Here is a 14,843-nt window from a genome sequence, read left to right as displayed (position 1 = left end):
AGCGGCGCGCTCCCCCGTTCACTCCGGTGCACCCGCCCGCCGCCCGGACAGCACGACGGTCACGCCGCCGTCCGCGCGACGGTCACACCGCCGGCGCCACGGCCGTCACACCGCCGGCAGCCCGTACGCGTCCGCGATCAGCTCGTACGAACGCAGCCGGACGTCGCCGCCGTGCGCGTTGGCGGTGATCATCAGCTCGTCCGCGCCGGTGCGCTCGGCCAGGTCGTCCAGGCCGGTACGGACCGCGTCGGGCGTGCCGTAGACGATGTTGGACAGCCAGCTGTCCACGAAGTCGCGCTCCATACCGCTGAACGCGTACGCCGCCGCCTCCTCGGGGCTGGGCACCAGCCCGGGGCGCCCGGTGCGCAGCCGGATCATGGACAGCGCGCCGGTGAGGATCTGGCGGTGCGCCTCCTTCTCGTCCTCGGCGGCCAGCGCGGCGACGCCGATCAGCGCGTACGGCTCGGCCAGGACGGCGGAGGGGCGGAAGGACTCGCGGTACAGGTCCAGCGCGGGGATGGTGTTCGCCGCCGAGAAGTGGTGGGCGAAGGCGAACGGCAGGCCCAGGCGGCCCGCCAGCTGGGCGCTGAAGCCGGAGGAGCCGAGCAGCCACAGCGGCGGCCGGTGCGCCGACTGGACGCCGCCCGGGGACGTCGCCTGGACCGGTCCCGGCACCGCGTGGATACGGCTGTACGGGTGCCCGTCGGGGAAGTCGTCGTCCAGGAAGCGGGTCAGCTCGGCGAGCTGCTGCGGAAATTCGTCGGCTCCCTCGTGCAGTCGCTCCGTACGGCGCAGCGCGGCGGCGGTGGCGCCGTCGGTGCCGGGCGCGCGGCCGAGGCCCAGGTCGACGCGGCCGGGGGCCATCGCCTCCAGCGTGCCGAACTGTTCGGCGATCACCAGCGGCGCGTGGTTGGGCAGCATGACGCCGCCGGAGCCGAGCCGGATGCGGTCGGTGTGCGCGGCGAGGTGCGCCAGCAGGACCGCGGGGGACGAGGAGGCCACACCGGGCATCGAGTGGTGCTCGGCGACCCAGTAGCGGTGGAAGCCGCGGCGCTCGGCCGTGCGGGCGATGCCGACGGCGGTGCGTACGGCCTCGGAGGCGGTGTGCCCCGCGCCCACGGTCACCAGGTCCAGTACGGACAGGGGGACGGGCGCGGTGCCGAGGGCCGCGCCCCGGATGCCGTCGCCGTCGCGGGCGTCGCCGCCCCGGCTCTCTTCGTGGTCCCGGATCTCGTCGTGGTCGCCGCTCACGGTGCGGGCCCTCCTCGCGTCGCTGGTCTGCCCGGAGAACAACCGGAGCGCTTCTCCGGTTATTCCCGGGCGGGCGAGGAGGGCGATTCTGCTGCCGGGCGGGCGAGGAGACCGGTCCGGGGAGGCGGTTCCCCCGCCGCTACCCCACCGTGGACGGCACCGGCACCCCCGCGAACAGCGTGCCCAGCGCCGGACAGGCGACCGTGCGCTCCAGCAGCCGCAGCCCCTCCCAGGCGGTGACCTGGTTGGCGGTGAGCACCGGCTTGCGCAGCTCCGCCTCGATGGCGGGGAGGTACCCGGCGGTGTGCAGGGCCGTGTCGGGCAGCAGCACCACCTGGGCGTCGGGGTGGTCCCCCGTACGGGCGAGGAGCAGGACCTCCTCCAGTCCCCAGGTGCCGACCTCGGCGGCGGTGATGATCCCGCTGCCGCGCGTCGAGACGACTTCGGTGCCCGCGGACTTCAGGAAGGCGCGGAAGCACTCGGCGACGTCGTCGGGGTAGGTCGCGGCGATGGCCACTCGTTCGGCTCCCAGGGCCCGTACGGCGTGCGCGAAGGCGAAGGACGTACTGGAGGCGGGCAGCCCGGCGGTGGCCGACAGCTCGCGCACCTGCTCGTGGGCGCCTTCCCAGCCGAAGACGAAGCTGGCGCTGGTGCAGGCCCAGACGACGGCCTCGGCGCCACGGCGCTTGAGTTCGGCGACGCCGGCGGCGAGCCGGGCGGCGGAACCCATCTCCAGCAGCGCGTCGACGCGGTGGGCGTCCTCGCCGATGTCGGTGTGGACGAGCGGCAGGCTCAGTCCGTTGCCGAGGAGCGCTTCGAGCCGGGGATAGTCGTCCTCGGCGGAGTGGCCGGGGTAGAGGAAGCCGACCGTGGATGCCATGCACGTCTCCTGACGGGGTGGGGGGATGCGTACGGGGTTGTGTACTGCGGGTGCGCGCGCTGCCCCGGGCGTACGTACGCGGGGCGCGCGGGTGGACGCGGAGGGGGGACGGCGACCGGGCGGGCGCCGCCCGTACGCGTCAGACCGGCGCCGGCGGGCCGGGCTCCTCCGGGGGATGAAAGGGCGGTACGTCCAGTCCGTCGGCCGGTTCCGCCTCGGAGGACGGGACCGCCGAGCCGGCGAACGCCGCTTCGGACAGACCGCCGCACCTCGGTATCCCGGCCCCCTCCTCGGGGGCCCAGGAGGCGGTCATGGAGGCCGGTCCGCGTCTGGCGACCGGGTCCACCAGCGCCTGGTACGGGCCGACGGCCTCGGCCCCGATGGCGCGCAGGGAGGCCCACATGGTGACCTGGTTGGCCGACAGGACCGGCATCCGGAGTTCGGCCTCCAGCTGCGGGATGACGTCGTACGTCGGCAGGTTCGTACAGCTGATGAACAGCGCGTCCGCGGCGCCGACGACGGCCTGGCGGGCCATGTCGACGACGTCCCGGTACGGCACTCTCCAGATGTGCCGGGTCAGGCCCAGGTAGGCGCGGCCGGTGACGGTGACGCCGGCTTCCTTCAGGTACTCCTCCAGGGAGTCGGTGACGGACTTGGTGTAGGGGGTGACGACCGCGATCCGCCACGCGTTGATCTCGCGCAGCGCTTCGAGGAGCGCGCCGGAGGTGGTGAGCGCCGGAAGCCGCTCCCCCGCCCGGGTCATGGCGGCGCACATGGCACGCTCGCCCGCCACGCCGCCGACGAAGCTGCCCGAGGTGCAGGCGTACGAGACGACCTGCGGGGAGACGGCGCACAGCGCCTGGACGGCGGCGTGCAGGGTTTCGTGTTCACTGACGAGGCGGGCCAGGTCGAGGCTCACCTCGACGGGTACGAAAGGGGTTCGGGTGAGGTGGAGGGACACATCGTCGGGGATCCAGCGCCACAGCTCGCGGTCCAGGGCGAAGTCGAACGGAGCGACGACACCCACACCGAGCTGAGGCTTCGGTCCCCCCAGAAATGAGACGTCCATGATGCCCCCAGAAGAGCGAAGGGCTGGTAAGGGCAGTGCCTTTGCCAGGGGTTCGTGGTGCTACCGGCACGAGCCGGGGACGTCGGGACAGAGCCGTTGTTGACACGGTAGTTACGACTTCTTAGCGTGGTCAATCCTCGCATCTCAGGCATCTGTCGGCGCCTCCTTTCATTCAAGGGGGCTCACGTTTCAGAACGGTTTCTGGCCTATGTCCGAAAGCACCGTCCTTGTCCTCGGTTCCGACCCGCCCCCCAAACTGGACCGGCTGTCCGGCCGGGCCCGGCTGGTGTACGCCGACGACAAGACCTTCGCCGACCGACTGCCGCACGCCGACGTGGTGTTGGCGTGGGACTTCACCTCCGACGCGGTCCGCGACGCCTGGCCCGGCGGCGGCCCGCGACCCGTTTGGGTGCACACCGCGAGCGCGGGCGTGGACCGGCTGATGTGCCCGGAGCTCGCCGCGGACACGACCCTGGTGACCAACGCGCGCGGCGTCTTCGAGCAGCCGATCGCCGAGTACGTGGCCGGTCTGGTGATCGCCATGGCGAAGGACTTCTACGGCAGTTGGGAGCTCCAGCGGCAGCGGCGCTGGCGGCACCGGGAGACACTGCGGGTGGCGGGCAGCCGCGCCGTGGTGGTGGGCTCGGGGCCGATCGGCCGGGCCATCGGCCGAACTCTGCTGGCACTGGGTGTCAGGGTGGATCTGGTCGGGCGGCGGGAACGTCCGCACGATCCCGACTTCGGCCGGGTGCACGCGGGCGGCACGCTGCACGGTCTGCTGGGCACGGCCGACTGGGTGGTGTGCGCGGCGCCGCTGACCGAGGAGACGCGCGGCATGTTCGACCGGGCCGCGTTCGGCCGGATGCGGCAGCGGGCGCGCTTCATCAACGTGGCGCGCGGAGCGCTCGTCGTCGAGGCCGACCTGGTGGCGGCGCTGCGGGAGTGGCGGATCGCGGCGGCGGCCCTGGACGTCTTCGAGCGCGAGCCGCTGACCTCGGACAGCGTCCTGTGGGACGTGCCGCACCTGATCGTCTCCCCGCACATGAGCGGCGACACGCTGGGCTGGCGGGACGCGCTGGCCGAGCAGTTCGCGGACAACTTCGACCGGTGGGCGGCGGGCGAGCCGCTCACCAATGTGGTGGACAAGCGGCTGGGCTACGTACCGGGCTCCTGATCTTCCGGGACCGTGGGGGCGGAGTGTTCGCGCAGGGTTCGTGAAGGGAGGTCGGGATGGCTGAGGTGACGGATCTGGCCGACTGCTCGGCGGTGCGGCTGGTCGCCGGGTACGCGGCGGGCGAGTTCTCGCCGGTCGAAGCGGTGCAGGCGGTGGTCGAGCGGGCCGGGCGGGCGCAGGAGCGGGTGAACGCCTTCACCCGCATCGACGCGGACGAGGCGCTGGCCGCGGCGAAGGAGTCCGAGGAGCGGTGGCGGTCCGGGCGGCCCGCCGGGCTGGTGGACGGCGTGCCGGCCACGGTCAAGGACCTGCTGCTGACCCGTGGGGCGCCGACGCTGCGCGGTTCGCGCACGGTGCGCGAGGAGGGCGCGGTCTGGGACGCGGACGCCCCGTCGGTGGCGCGGCTGCGTGAGCACGGCGCGGTGTTCGTGGGCAAGACCACCACGCCCGAGTTCGGGTGGAAGGGCGTCACGGACAGTCCACGGCACGGGGTGACGGGCAACCCGTACGACCCGTCCCGTACGGCGGGCGGGTCCAGCGGCGGCAGCGCGGCGGCCGTGGCGCTCGGCGCGGGGCCGCTGAGCCTGGGCACGGACGGCGGCGGGTCGGTGCGCATCCCGGGGTCGTTCTGCGGGATCTTCGCACTGAAGCCGACGTACGGGCGGGTGCCGCTGTATCCGGCGAGTCCGTTCGGGACGCTGGCACACGTCGGGCCGATGACCCGGGACGCGGCCGACGCGGCGCTGCTGATGGACGTGATCACCGGGGCGGACTGGCGGGACTGGTCGCAGCTCGCGCCCTCGCCCGGGTCGTTCCGGGAGGAGCTGGAGCGGCCGGTGGCCGGGCTCCGGGTGGCCTACAGCCCGACGCTGGGCTGGGACGTGCCGGTGCGACCGGAGGTCGCCGCCGCGGTGCGGCGCGCGGTGGACCGGCTCGCCGAGCTGGGCGCGCTCGTCGAGGAGGCCGACCCGGGCATCGCGGACCCGGTGGAGGAATTCCACACGCTGTGGTTCAGCGGCGCGGCGCGGGTGGTGCAGCACCTGAGCCACGCGCAACGGGAACTGCTCGACCCCGGCCTGCGGGAGATCTGCGCGGAGGGCGCGCGGCGCAGCGCGCTGGACTACCTGGCGGCGGTGGACGTACGGATGGCGATGGGCGTGGCGATGGGCCGCTTCCACAGCACGTACGACCTGCTGGTGACGCCGACGGAGCCGATCACCGCCTTCGAGGCGGGCGCCGAGGCGCCGGCCGGGTCGGGGCACACGCGCTGGACGGGCTGGACGCCGTTCACGTACCCCTTCAACATGACGCAGCAGCCCGCCGCGACCGTGCCGTGCGGGGTGGACGGGGACGGGCTGCCGATCGGGGTGCAGCTGGTGGGTGCGCGGCACGCGGACGCGCTGGTGCTGCGCGCCGCGCACGCCCTCTACGCCTCGGGGGCGGCGGGCCTGCCCGCTCCGCCTACGCCCGGCGGAAGTTGAGGGTCTCCCCCAGCGCTCCGGCGCGCCACAGGTCCTGGCAGGCGTCGGCCATCCGGTCCAGGCCGTCCACCACCGAGCCCCACACGATGCCGGGAACCCAGCCCGCGTCACCGTTGATCAGCAGGTTGTTGCGCTCGTAGAACAGCGCGAGGTCGACGACGGTGGCGCGGCCCCGGTGCTCGGCCTGGCTCTCGTAGCCGTACGAGGCGGTGCCCAACTGGGTTTCGCTGAAGGTGAAGTAGCACAGATCGCCGGGGATGGGCGTGACGGTCGGGTTCTCCAGAGGGGGCTCCTCCGGGGCGAACGGCGGGACGAGGGCGTAGATCTCGTTGCGGGCGTACTTGGCGTGGTAGACGTCGCCGCCGAGCGGCAGGGCGTCCCAGACGGCCTTGCAGGTGACCGGCGCGCGGTCGTCGAGCAGCCTGGCGGTGCAGCTCACGCCCCGCTTGTCGAGGGAGACTTCGATGAAACGGTCGACCATTTTGCCTCCTTACGGTGCTTTGCGCCTCCATGGTGGACCAGCGGGCGGCCCGATGCACACGGGAACACCGGACGCGGTACCCGCACTCGCCCCAGGGCGCGCGGCCGCTGACGACCGTCGCCAATCAGCCACCCCCGTACCGGAATTGCCACCCCCGAACGGGTGTCGTATGCACGCATGACCGACATGCGCCACGACCCCGCACCGCTTGCATCAAGGGCCGGAAACGATTGGCATATTTTCAACGAGTTCGGGTAGCCGCGCGCCCATGGCTCCACCACAGGGGAACAGCTCAGGAAGAAACACCGCATCAGGGTTCCGCCGCCGCTCACTGCTCGCAGGAGCGGCGGCGCTGGGTTTGACGGGGGCGCTGGGGGCGACGGCCGGTTGCTCACAGGTCGACATCACCGGAGCTACGGACGGGGGACACCTACTCGATGATCTTCGCAGCAGGAACGTCGTACGGATGGGCATCGCCAGCGAGCCGCCGTACGCGTCGATCAACAGCCAGGGGGAACTGACCGGCGAGGCGCCCGCCGTCGCCAGGACCGTCTTCCAGCGGCTGGGGGTGGAGCGCTTCGAGCCGGTGCCGGTCGAGTTCCAGGCGCTCGTGCCCGGCCTGCACTCCTTCCAGTACGACGTGATCGTGGCCGGCATGTTCATCAACAAGGCCCGCTGCCAGGCCGTGCTCTTCTCCGACCCGGACTACGAGTCGAAGGACGGCTTCCTCGTACCGAAGGGCAACCCCAAGAAGATCGCGTCCTACCGGGACGTGGCCGAGGGCGGCTTCCGGATGGGCACCGGCATCGGGTACGCGGAGATCGACTACGCGGTCGGCAACGGCGTCGCCAAGGAGAAGATCCAGACGTACGGCGACCAGATCGCCGGCCTGGAGGCGCTGGAGGCCGAACGCATCGACTGCTTCGCCGGCACCGCGCTGACCATGATGGAGGCGCTGAAGACCGGCAAGCACCCCAAGGTGGAGATGACCCACCCCTTCACCCCGGAGGTGGACGGCAAGCCCCAGCGGGACGGCGGCGGTTACGGCTTCCGGATCGGTGAGACGAAGCTGCGGGACGCCTTCAACGGCGAGCTGCACAAGATGAAGAAGAGCGGCGAACTCCTGCGCATCGCCCGGCCCTTCGGGTTCACCGAGGAGTTCATGACCGACCTCACGGCGAAGGAGCTCTGTGCCCGGTGACCGGAGCCTTGTGGGAACTGTTCTTCAAAGGCGTGTGGATCACCGTCCAGTTGATGGTCTACAGCGCCGTGCTGGCCGCCGTCGTCGCCTTCGGCATCGGCGTGGCCCGCACCTCCCGGCTGTGGATCGTGCGCTTCCTGTCCGGTGTCTACGTGGAGTTCTTCCGCGGCACCTCGGCGCTGGTCCTGATGTTCTGGCTGTTCTTCGCGCTGCCGCTGCTGGGCTGGCAGCTGGCCGGCCTCTGGGCGGGCACCCTGGCGCTCGGCCTGTCCTACGGGGCGTACGGCTCCGAGGTCGTACGCGGCTCCCTGCAGGCGGTGGCGCCCGCGCAGCGTGAGGCGGCGATCGCGCTGAGCTTCACGCCGTGGCAGCGGCTGCGCAAGGTCATCCTGCCGCAGGCCGTGCCGGAGATGATGCCGCCGTTCAACAACCTGCTGATCGAGCTGCTCAAGGGCACCGCGCTGGCCTCGCTGCTGTCGATCGGGGAGCTGACCTTCCAGGCCAAGCTGGCCCGGCTCTCCACGGGCCAGAGCGCCCAGGTCTACGGGATCATCCTGGTCCTCTATTTCGTGATCGCGTTCGTGGTGACCCGGATCATGCGCCTCCTGGAACGCCGGGCCAAGGCGTCGATCGGCCGCGCGCCGGAGAAGTCCGGCTGGTTCTCGCGGCGCCTGCCGATCGGCGGGCCGGGCCCGCAGGTGACCACCGCCCCCGGAGGTAAGCCGTGAACACCTGGTCGTGGGAGTACGTCGGCGACATCCTGCCGGACCTGCTCAGCGGGTTGTGGATCACTGTGCAGGCGACGCTGCTCGGGTCGCTGGTGGCGTTCGCGCTCGGCCTGGTGTGGGCCTTGCTGCTGCGCTCCCCCAGCCGCTGGGTGACCTGGCCGGTCAGCGCCTTCGTCGAGTTCGTCCGCAACACTCCGCTGCTGGTGCAGCTGTTCTTCCTCTTCTTCGTCCTGCCGGGCTGGGGCCTGACCTTCGACCCGCTGACCACCGGCGTGATCGGCCTGGGGCTGCACTACTCGACGTACACCGCCGAGGTCTACCGGGCGGGCATCGACGGCGTCCCGGAGGGCCAGTGGGAGGCGGCGACGGCGCTGAGCCTGCCGCGCCGGCGCACCTGGACCTCGGTGATCCTGCCGCAGGCGTTCCGCCGGGTGGTCCCGGCGCTCGGCAACTACGTCATCGCGATGTTCAAGGACACGCCGATGCTGGCCGCGATCACCGTCGCGGAGCTGCTCTTCCAGGCGAACAGCATCAGCGCGACCACCTTCGACTACATGGAGCCGATCACGGTCGTCGGCGTCCTGTTCGTCGTGATCTCGTACCCCACCTCCCTTCTCCTGCGAGTCCTGGAGCGTCGCCTTGTCCGATGACAGCACCCCCACCCGGCCGGCGCAGCCGGCGCCGCCCACGGTCGGCACCGCGGAGGACGGCCCCGAGCTGGTCCGCTTCGACCGGGTCACCAAGCGCTTCGGCGCGCACACCGTCCTGGACTCGCTGGACATGACGGTCTACGCCGGCAAGCACGTGACACTGATCGGCCCGTCCGGGTCCGGCAAGACCACGATCCTGCGGCTGCTGATGACCCTGCTGAAGCCGGAGGAAGGGAAGATCAAGGTCGGTGACGCGTACCTCACCCACGAGGAGAAGAACGGCAGGCTCGTGCCGGCGAGCGAGAAGCACTGCCGGGAGGTCCGCAAGAACATCGGGATGGTCTTCCAGCAGTTCAACCTCTTCCCCAACATGAAGGTGCTGCGCAACATCACCGAGGCGCCGGTGCACGTGCTGGGCCTGAGCAAGGACGCCGCCGAGGAGCGGGCCCGCGGGCTGCTGGACCTGGTGGGCCTGACCCAGCACATCGACAAGTACCCGTCGCAGCTCTCCGGCGGCCAGCAGCAGCGGGTCGCCATAGCGCGCGCCCTGGCCATGCGGCCGCAGGTGCTGCTGCTGGACGAGGTGACCAGCGCGCTCGACCCGGAGCTGGTGGCCGGCGTGCTGGACGTCCTGCGCGACATCGCGCACACCACCGACATCACCATGCTGTGCGTGACCCACGAGATGAACTTCGCGCGGGACATATCCGACTGCGTGATGATGTTCGACCAGGGACGGGTGATCGAGTTCGGGACGCCGGAGAAGATCTTCAGCGAGCCGGAGAACGACCGCACCCGGGAGTTCCTGAGCGCGGTCCTCTGACGGCACGGGCCGCCCCCGCGGGCGCCCGGGGGCGGCCGGCGGCCGCGTTCCGGACGCCCGCCGGGCGGCGTACCCGGTCTCCGCCCCGACCCGGAATGACCTGGGCATATGCCGGTGGACCACGCCCCAGTACAAGTGCGTGGCCATCCCCCCTTTTCGGTCAAGACCCCCTCCGGCGGGCCGGTTCGGCCGCTATCGTGGTACGTGCCTCGCTGCCCGGGAACGGCCGGTTATGTTCGACGGTCGTGACCGCCGGCGACGGCAGCGACGCAAACGGTCACAACCTGCTAGGGGGACACCGTGGCGCTGAAGCCCGAGCCGACCGCGCCCTTCCACTCGGTGCAGTACGCCTTGCGCGTGCTCGAAACCGTCGCCCGGCACGCCCGCGGCGTGTCGGACGTCCAGATCGCCCGCGAGACCGGCCTGCCGACCGGGCACCTCGCCCACATGCTGGCGATGCTGCGCCGCGAGGGCTATGTCGCGCAGGTCGCCGACGGCGCGTACGTCATCGGCGAGTCGCTGGTCCTGCTCGGCTCGGGCGGCGGCCGCGCGGAAGCGCTGCGCGACAAGCTCCAGCGCACCCTGGTCGAGCTGCGCGACTCGGTGGGCGCGGCGGTCTACATCAGCCGCTACATCGACGGCGAGGTCAAGATCCTGCACTACGCCGACGGACCGCGGGCCCCCAAGGTCAACGAGTGGGCGGAATTCCGCCGGACGGCACATGCCAGCGCGGTGGGCAAGTGCCTGCTGGCGCAGTTGGACCACGACGGCCGGATGGACCACCTCTCCCGGCACAAGACCGCCCGCCTCACCTCCCGGACGATCACCAACGAAAAGGTGCTCTTCCACAAGCTGGACAGCCAGCCGCCGACCGTCCCGATGCTGGACCTCCAGGAGTACGCGGTGGGGACGGTCTGCGCAGCCGTGCCGATCACGGCGGGCTCCACGGTCGGCTGTCTGGCCCTGTCGCTCCCGCTGGAGCACGCCCACCGGCTGCGGCAGGCCGCCGACGCGCTGAACCGGCGGGCGGCTCCGGTGCTGCTGTCGCTGACGCTCTGATTCCGGGCGCCGGGGCGTCCGAGGGGGATCGCGGGGGCCTCCGTGCGGGCCCGGCCGGGCGGTGGTCGGAAGCACCCCTGCGGACCAGGTAGTATTTCTTTTGTCAGCGCGCGCCGCTAGCTCAGTTGGTTAGAGCAGCTGACTCTTAATCAGCGGGTCCGGGGTTCGAGTCCCTGGCGGCGCACCTGGGAGTGGGCCTCTCGGAGCACAGCTTCGAGAGGCCCACTCGTGTTTTTCCGTACCGTTCCGCCGCTCAGTACTCGACGTCTCAGTACTCGACGTCCGAGCAGGCGTAGAACGCGTTGGCGGTGTCGGCGATCGTCCAGACACCGACGATCAGATGCCGTCCGCTCTTACCGCCGGGCAGTGTGCCCGGGTGCGAGTACGTGGTCGGCGGCTGCTGACCGTTGTAGGGGACGGTCAGGAACGGGGCCGGTTCCAGGTCCGCCCGGGTCAGGGGGCGGCTGGGGTTCCAGCCGTTCTTGGTGATGTAGTACCGGAAGTCCGTGGTGCGGTGCGGGGCGGTGAAGCGCCAGCGGAAGGTGTACGAGCCCGCGCTCACCTTGGTCGCGGGCCACTGGCCGGCGCGCGGGTCGTCCAGCTCCTTGAAGCGGCTGTTGCCGCCGGAGCAGATCTTTCCGTCGGCGGGTCCGCCGTTCGGGAAGCCCTTGGGGCCCTCGACGCTCTGCGGCTCCCACTGGATGGCGCCGCAGTTCTTCACCGTGCCGTTGGCGCACAGTTTCTGTCTGCTGACGGGGGCGTCGGTGTAGCCGTGACTGCCGGCGCCGCTGGTCGACAGGACCGTCGCGCCGATGAGGCCCAGTCCGACGACGGCCGCGCTGATCCTTTTGCGCATGCTTCGCTCCCGGAATGAGGGGGGTTTCCTGCGAGCCGAGTGCACTGCGGTCCAGACCAACCAGCAGAATATTCCCGCCGGTCGGTGCTGCCTAGGGTCGGCGGGCCGACGGATGCGTACGGCTGCGCGAGGGAGCGGGGCGCGAGGCCGGAGAGGGCCTCCCCGGAGGAAGGACAGGGAGGCCCGTGAAGGCTCCGGCGCCGGTTACGACAGGTTGACGTCGGAGCAGGCGTAGAACGCGTTGCCGGTGTCGGCGATGTTCCAGACGCCCAGGATGATGTGGTGGCCGGACTTCTGGGTGGGCACCGTGCCCTGGTGCTGCACGGTGGCGGCCGGCTGCCGTCCGCCCATCGGCACCGTCACGAACGGCTCGGGTTCGAGGTCGGCGCGGGTGAGCGGCTTGCTCGGGTCGTAGCCGTCCTTGGTGATGTAGTACCGGAAGTCGGTGGTGGCGTGCCGGGCCGTCAGGCGCCACTGGAAGGTGTAACCCTGGCCGCCCCTGAGGTTGGTGGCGGGCCACTTGCCGCCGCGCGGGTCGTCCAGCTCCTTGAACCCGCTGTTGCCGCCGGAACATATCTTGCCGTCGGCGGGGCCGGCGGCCGGGAAGCCCTTCGGGCCCTCGACGCTCTGCGGCTCGTACTGGATCGCGCCGCAGTTCTTGACGGTGCCCTTGGCGCAGAGCGCCTGACGGCTGGGGGGTGCGTCGCTGTAGCCGTGGCTGGAGGCGCTGCCCGTGGCGAACAGGGACACTCCGGCGATGCCGAGACCGACCACGGCAGCGCTGAGCTTCTTACGCATGTGGTGCTCCTGAAGAACGAGGGGGGTGTTCCATGAGCTGCTGACTTGCGTGTCGTGCGGTCTAGACCAAAAGGCAGAGTAGTGACGCCGCATGGACATGTCCAGACCAATAACAAGCGGACGGCCGGTAGCCGCTTCCGTACGGCCGCCCCAACAGCTCCCCCGGAATCACGCCACGGCGTTCAGCCGGTCCGCGGCCGCGGGCCCGCCCGGGTGCGCGGCGCAGTGCACCAGACCCGCGTACGTACGCCGCAGCGCGATCAGCGATTCCTGGGCCTCGCGATAGACCGCGGCGTCCGGGCCCCCGCGGTGCGCGAGGGTGCGTACGGGCGCGCAGTGCCGGTCCAGAGCGGTCAGCCAGGCGCGCTGTCCGGCCGGCAGATGGCGGCGCAACTGGCGCCGGCCGCCCTCCCCCGACCGGCGCCCGCCCGTGCCGAGCACCGCGTCGGCCGCCAGGAACACCGGCGGCTCCAGCGCGCCCTGCTCCGCGAGCGCGCCCAGCACCGCGCCCTGCCGTGCGCAAGCCGGGGCCTCCCGCAGAGCCACCGCCTCGCTCCGGAGCTGGGCGCGCAGCGCGTGCTGGATACGGATCAGACGGCGCAGCGCCGTACCGGTGGACGCGTCCGCGGGGGCGCGTCCGGCGAGCGTCCCGGCCAGCCGGAGCAGCCAGATGCCGTGCGCTTCCAGCCGGGTGGTGGCCAGCATCAGCCGGTCCAGCCGGCCGAGCGGCTGCCCTTGCGGCGACCAGCGCACGACGGGGACCAGCGCCTCCGTACGGGCGAGCTGGTCGATGGGCAGGTGGCGGCGCGGCTTGCGTTCGGGCGCCCAGTTCAGGAGAGCCAGCGTGGGGAGCGCCACGAACTGCTGGTGGTCGACGCGGTGCGCGACGGCCGCCCACAGGTCGAGGAAGGCGGCGTCGGCGGTGCGCGGGGAGGCGGGGGCGACCGGGTCCAGGGCGCTCCAGCCGCAGGCCGCCGCGATGACCGCCACCCGCAGGGACGCGGCGTCGGCATTGCGCGGTGACAGCCGCGAGACGCGCTGCCGCAGCGCCGTCAGTTCGCCGTCCCGCCCCGCCCGGGCGACCAGGCCGCGGGCGCTCTCCGTGTCCGGTGCGGTGGCGGCCGCACCGGCCAGCTCGCTCAGCCCCGCCCAGGTGCCGGCCATGGTCCGTACGGGCGGCCGCTCGGGCAGGAAGCCGTGCGCTCCGGGGTCGGGCGTCCCGCCGGGCACCCCGTTGGGCGGGGCCGATGCGGGTATGGCGGAGCCCGGTACCCCCGGGCCGGGTATCGCGGGGTCCGGGCCCGCGGTCGGTCCGTCGGGCAGGGCCGGAAGGGGGGTGGTCACTGTCGGCGGCATGACGGTCGGCCTTTCTCCAGGAGCGAGCCCGCACGGCAGCGGGCGGCGGGGGGTGACCGCGCGGTCAGCCGACCCGCCCGTACAAGGTGGGGCGGTAGGCGGCGAAGGACGAGATCCGGACCGACCGGCCGGACCGCGGCGCCTCCAGGTACTGGCCGTCGCCGAGGTAGATCGCCACGTGATGGACACCGGACGAGGAGCCGTTGGTCGACCAGAAGACCAGGTCACCGCGGCGCAGCTGGGACCGGGTGATCGGCTCGGCGGCGCGGTACTGCGCGTCGGCGACCCGGGGCAGCGAGATGCCCGCGCGCTGGTACGCCTGCTGGACCAGGCCGGAGCAGTCGAACGCGGACGGGCCGTTGCCGCCCCACGCGTAGGGCTTGCCGATCTGGGCCATCGCCCACCGGATGGCGGTCTCGGTGCCGTACCGGGTGGGGGTGCCCTTGCCGGCCCCGCTGCCCGGAGTACCGGCGTCCGGTCCGGCATCGCTGCCGGTGCCGTCGGGCACGTCCCCCGGGGCTCCCTGCCTGCCGGTGCGGGCCTCGTAGCGGTCCCGGTGGCTGGTCCACCACCAGCTGCCGTCCTGCTGGTACCAGTACACGCGGTCGGCGGCGTCCCAGCCGGACCGGCCCCGGAAGGTGGGGTCGGGGTTGTGGCCGCGTGCGCCCGTACCGGCCCCGGACGCGGCCGGTACCGTGGCGGACCTGCTGCCCGCGCCGCCCGCGTGCCGGGCGTACTTCGCGTAGTGGCTGGTCCACCGCCACCAGCCGGTGGCGTCCCGGTACCAGTACTTCGTACCGTCCCAGCCCGCGTGGCGGGGCGCCGGTTCGGCGCCCGCCGTACCCGCCGCCGCGCCGACGAGCGTCACCGCGCCCACCGCCGCCGCGACCGCGCCCCGCACCGTGCACCGCGCCCGGCTGCCGCCGTGGCGCGCCGCGGACTCGACCGCGGCCCCGCTGCAGAAGGCGCATCCGCAGTCGGCCCCGACGACCTCGAAGAACTCCGGTGTCCGCATCCCACTGCCTGCCTCTCCGCT

Annotated in this window: 15 protein-coding genes and 1 tRNA gene; 8 read left to right on the top strand and 8 right to left on the bottom strand. The window is 72.2% G+C overall.

The features are described 5' to 3' along the window. Positions 1 to 105: 105 nt before the first annotated feature. From OEIGOIKO_RS26710 to OEIGOIKO_RS26700, 3 genes are all read right to left on the bottom strand, one after another. Positions 106 to 1,251, bottom strand: a complete 1,146-nt coding sequence (locus tag OEIGOIKO_RS26710) for an LLM class flavin-dependent oxidoreductase (RefSeq protein ID WP_371858968.1) — start codon at positions 1,249 to 1,251, stop codon at positions 106 to 108. Between the two features lie 139 nt (positions 1,252 to 1,390). Beyond that, positions 1,391 to 2,131, bottom strand: a complete 741-nt coding sequence (locus OEIGOIKO_RS26705; protein ID WP_125056132.1) for a maleate cis-trans isomerase family protein — start codon at positions 2,129 to 2,131, stop codon at positions 1,391 to 1,393. A gap of 139 nt (positions 2,132 to 2,270) precedes the next feature. Continuing rightward, the gene (locus tag OEIGOIKO_RS26700; RefSeq protein ID WP_125056131.1) at positions 2,271 to 3,200 is read right to left on the bottom strand and encodes a maleate cis-trans isomerase family protein; all 930 of its coding nucleotides are present in this window, start codon (positions 3,198 to 3,200) and stop codon (positions 2,271 to 2,273) included. A 208-nt stretch (positions 3,201 to 3,408) separates the two neighbouring features. Here OEIGOIKO_RS26700 and OEIGOIKO_RS26695 point away from each other — a divergent pair, with 208 nt between their 5' ends. Next, positions 3,409 to 4,374 (top strand): D-2-hydroxyacid dehydrogenase, encoded by a 966-nt coding sequence (locus OEIGOIKO_RS26695; RefSeq protein WP_125056130.1) that lies wholly within the window; start codon positions 3,409 to 3,411, stop codon positions 4,372 to 4,374. Positions 4,375 to 4,430: 56 nt separating this feature from the next. Then, positions 4,431 to 5,855 (top strand): amidase, encoded by a 1,425-nt coding sequence (locus OEIGOIKO_RS26690; RefSeq protein WP_125056129.1) that lies wholly within the window; start codon positions 4,431 to 4,433, stop codon positions 5,853 to 5,855. Here OEIGOIKO_RS26690 and OEIGOIKO_RS26685 read toward each other — a convergent pair. Further along, entirely contained in the window at positions 5,836 to 6,336 is a 501-nt protein-coding gene (locus OEIGOIKO_RS26685) for a DUF3830 family protein (protein WP_125056128.1), read from the bottom strand. The genes OEIGOIKO_RS26690 and OEIGOIKO_RS26685 overlap by 20 nt on opposite strands. A gap of 268 nt (positions 6,337 to 6,604) precedes the next feature. Here OEIGOIKO_RS26685 and ehuB point away from each other — a divergent pair, with 268 nt between their 5' ends. The 6 genes from ehuB (at position 6,605) to OEIGOIKO_RS26655 (ending at position 10,981) form a co-directional block, all read left to right on the top strand. Further along, entirely contained in the window at positions 6,605 to 7,537 is a 933-nt protein-coding gene (gene ehuB / locus OEIGOIKO_RS26680; protein WP_170251866.1) for an ectoine/hydroxyectoine ABC transporter substrate-binding protein EhuB, read from the top strand. Further along, on the top strand, positions 7,534 to 8,265 hold the full coding sequence (gene ehuC / locus OEIGOIKO_RS26675; protein ID WP_125056127.1) for an ectoine/hydroxyectoine ABC transporter permease subunit EhuC: 732 nt from the start codon (positions 7,534 to 7,536) through the stop codon (positions 8,263 to 8,265). Before ehuB ends, ehuC begins: the two co-directional genes overlap by 4 nt. Then, positions 8,262 to 8,915 carry an ectoine/hydroxyectoine ABC transporter permease subunit EhuD gene (gene ehuD, locus OEIGOIKO_RS26670; protein WP_125056126.1) on the top strand — a complete coding sequence of 218 codons (654 nt, stop codon included), beginning with the start codon at positions 8,262 to 8,264 and terminating at the stop codon, positions 8,913 to 8,915. The genes ehuC and ehuD overlap by 4 nt, the downstream gene beginning before the upstream one ends. Further along, a complete protein-coding gene (gene ehuA / locus OEIGOIKO_RS26665; RefSeq protein WP_031011223.1) occupies positions 8,905 to 9,738 on the top strand; it encodes an ectoine/hydroxyectoine ABC transporter ATP-binding protein EhuA in 834 nt (277 codons plus the stop codon). Before ehuD ends, ehuA begins: the two co-directional genes overlap by 11 nt. Positions 9,739 to 10,038: 300 nt before the next feature. Continuing rightward, positions 10,039 to 10,797 carry an IclR family transcriptional regulator gene (locus OEIGOIKO_RS26660; protein ID WP_125056125.1) on the top strand — a complete coding sequence of 253 codons (759 nt, stop codon included), beginning with the start codon at positions 10,039 to 10,041 and terminating at the stop codon, positions 10,795 to 10,797. Between the two features lie 110 nt (positions 10,798 to 10,907). Then, positions 10,908 to 10,981, top strand: a tRNA-Lys gene (locus OEIGOIKO_RS26655). A gap of 84 nt (positions 10,982 to 11,065) precedes the next feature. Here OEIGOIKO_RS26655 and OEIGOIKO_RS26650 read toward each other — a convergent pair. The 4 genes from OEIGOIKO_RS26650 to OEIGOIKO_RS26635 all read right to left on the bottom strand — a co-directional run bounded on the left by OEIGOIKO_RS26650 (position 11,066) and on the right by OEIGOIKO_RS26635 (position 14,822). Then, positions 11,066 to 11,653: a lytic polysaccharide monooxygenase auxiliary activity family 9 protein gene (locus tag OEIGOIKO_RS26650; RefSeq protein WP_125056124.1), complete on the bottom strand. Its 588-nt coding sequence runs from the start codon at positions 11,651 to 11,653 to the stop codon at positions 11,066 to 11,068. Positions 11,654 to 11,857: 204 nt separating this feature from the next. Further along, positions 11,858 to 12,451, bottom strand: a complete 594-nt coding sequence (locus tag OEIGOIKO_RS26645; protein WP_125046807.1) for a lytic polysaccharide monooxygenase auxiliary activity family 9 protein — start codon at positions 12,449 to 12,451, stop codon at positions 11,858 to 11,860. Positions 12,452 to 12,619: 168 nt separating this feature from the next. Next, positions 12,620 to 13,807 carry a hypothetical protein gene (locus OEIGOIKO_RS26640; protein WP_246177545.1) on the bottom strand — a complete coding sequence of 396 codons (1,188 nt, stop codon included), beginning with the start codon at positions 13,805 to 13,807 and terminating at the stop codon, positions 12,620 to 12,622. A 64-nt stretch (positions 13,808 to 13,871) separates the two neighbouring features. Further along, positions 13,872 to 14,822 carry a C40 family peptidase gene (locus OEIGOIKO_RS26635; RefSeq protein WP_125056123.1) on the bottom strand — a complete coding sequence of 317 codons (951 nt, stop codon included), beginning with the start codon at positions 14,820 to 14,822 and terminating at the stop codon, positions 13,872 to 13,874. Between the last annotated feature and the right edge of the window lie 21 nt (positions 14,823 to 14,843).

This window comes from Streptomyces paromomycinus, from assembly GCF_003865155.1.
Classification (GTDB): domain Bacteria; phylum Actinomycetota; class Actinomycetes; order Streptomycetales; family Streptomycetaceae; genus Streptomyces; species Streptomyces chrestomyceticus.
Note: the sequence above shows the minus strand (reverse complement) of the source record. Positions and strands in the feature narration are given on the sequence as shown.

Coding starts and splice junctions, on each gene's coding strand:
- OEIGOIKO_RS26705 (WP_125056132.1), bottom strand. CDS start 2,131: ATGGCATCCACGGTCGGCTTCCTCTACCCCGGCCACTCCGCCGAGGAC.
- OEIGOIKO_RS26700 (WP_125056131.1), bottom strand. CDS start 3,200: ATGGACGTCTCATTTCTGGGGGGACCGAAGCCTCAGCTCGGTGTGGGT.
- OEIGOIKO_RS26695 (WP_125056130.1), top strand. CDS start 3,409: ATGTCCGAAAGCACCGTCCTTGTCCTCGGTTCCGACCCGCCCCCCAAA.
- OEIGOIKO_RS26690 (WP_125056129.1), top strand. CDS start 4,431: ATGGCTGAGGTGACGGATCTGGCCGACTGCTCGGCGGTGCGGCTGGTC.
- OEIGOIKO_RS26685 (WP_125056128.1), bottom strand. CDS start 6,336: ATGGTCGACCGTTTCATCGAAGTCTCCCTCGACAAGCGGGGCGTGAGC.
- ehuB (WP_170251866.1), top strand. CDS start 6,605: ATGGCTCCACCACAGGGGAACAGCTCAGGAAGAAACACCGCATCAGGG.
- OEIGOIKO_RS26650 (WP_125056124.1), bottom strand. CDS start 11,653: ATGCGCAAAAGGATCAGCGCGGCCGTCGTCGGACTGGGCCTCATCGGC.
- OEIGOIKO_RS26645 (WP_125046807.1), bottom strand. CDS start 12,451: ATGCGTAAGAAGCTCAGCGCTGCCGTGGTCGGTCTCGGCATCGCCGGA.
- OEIGOIKO_RS26640 (WP_246177545.1), bottom strand. CDS start 13,807: ATGCCGCCGACAGTGACCACCCCCCTTCCGGCCCTGCCCGACGGACCG.
- OEIGOIKO_RS26635 (WP_125056123.1), bottom strand. CDS start 14,822: ATGCGGACACCGGAGTTCTTCGAGGTCGTCGGGGCCGACTGCGGATGC.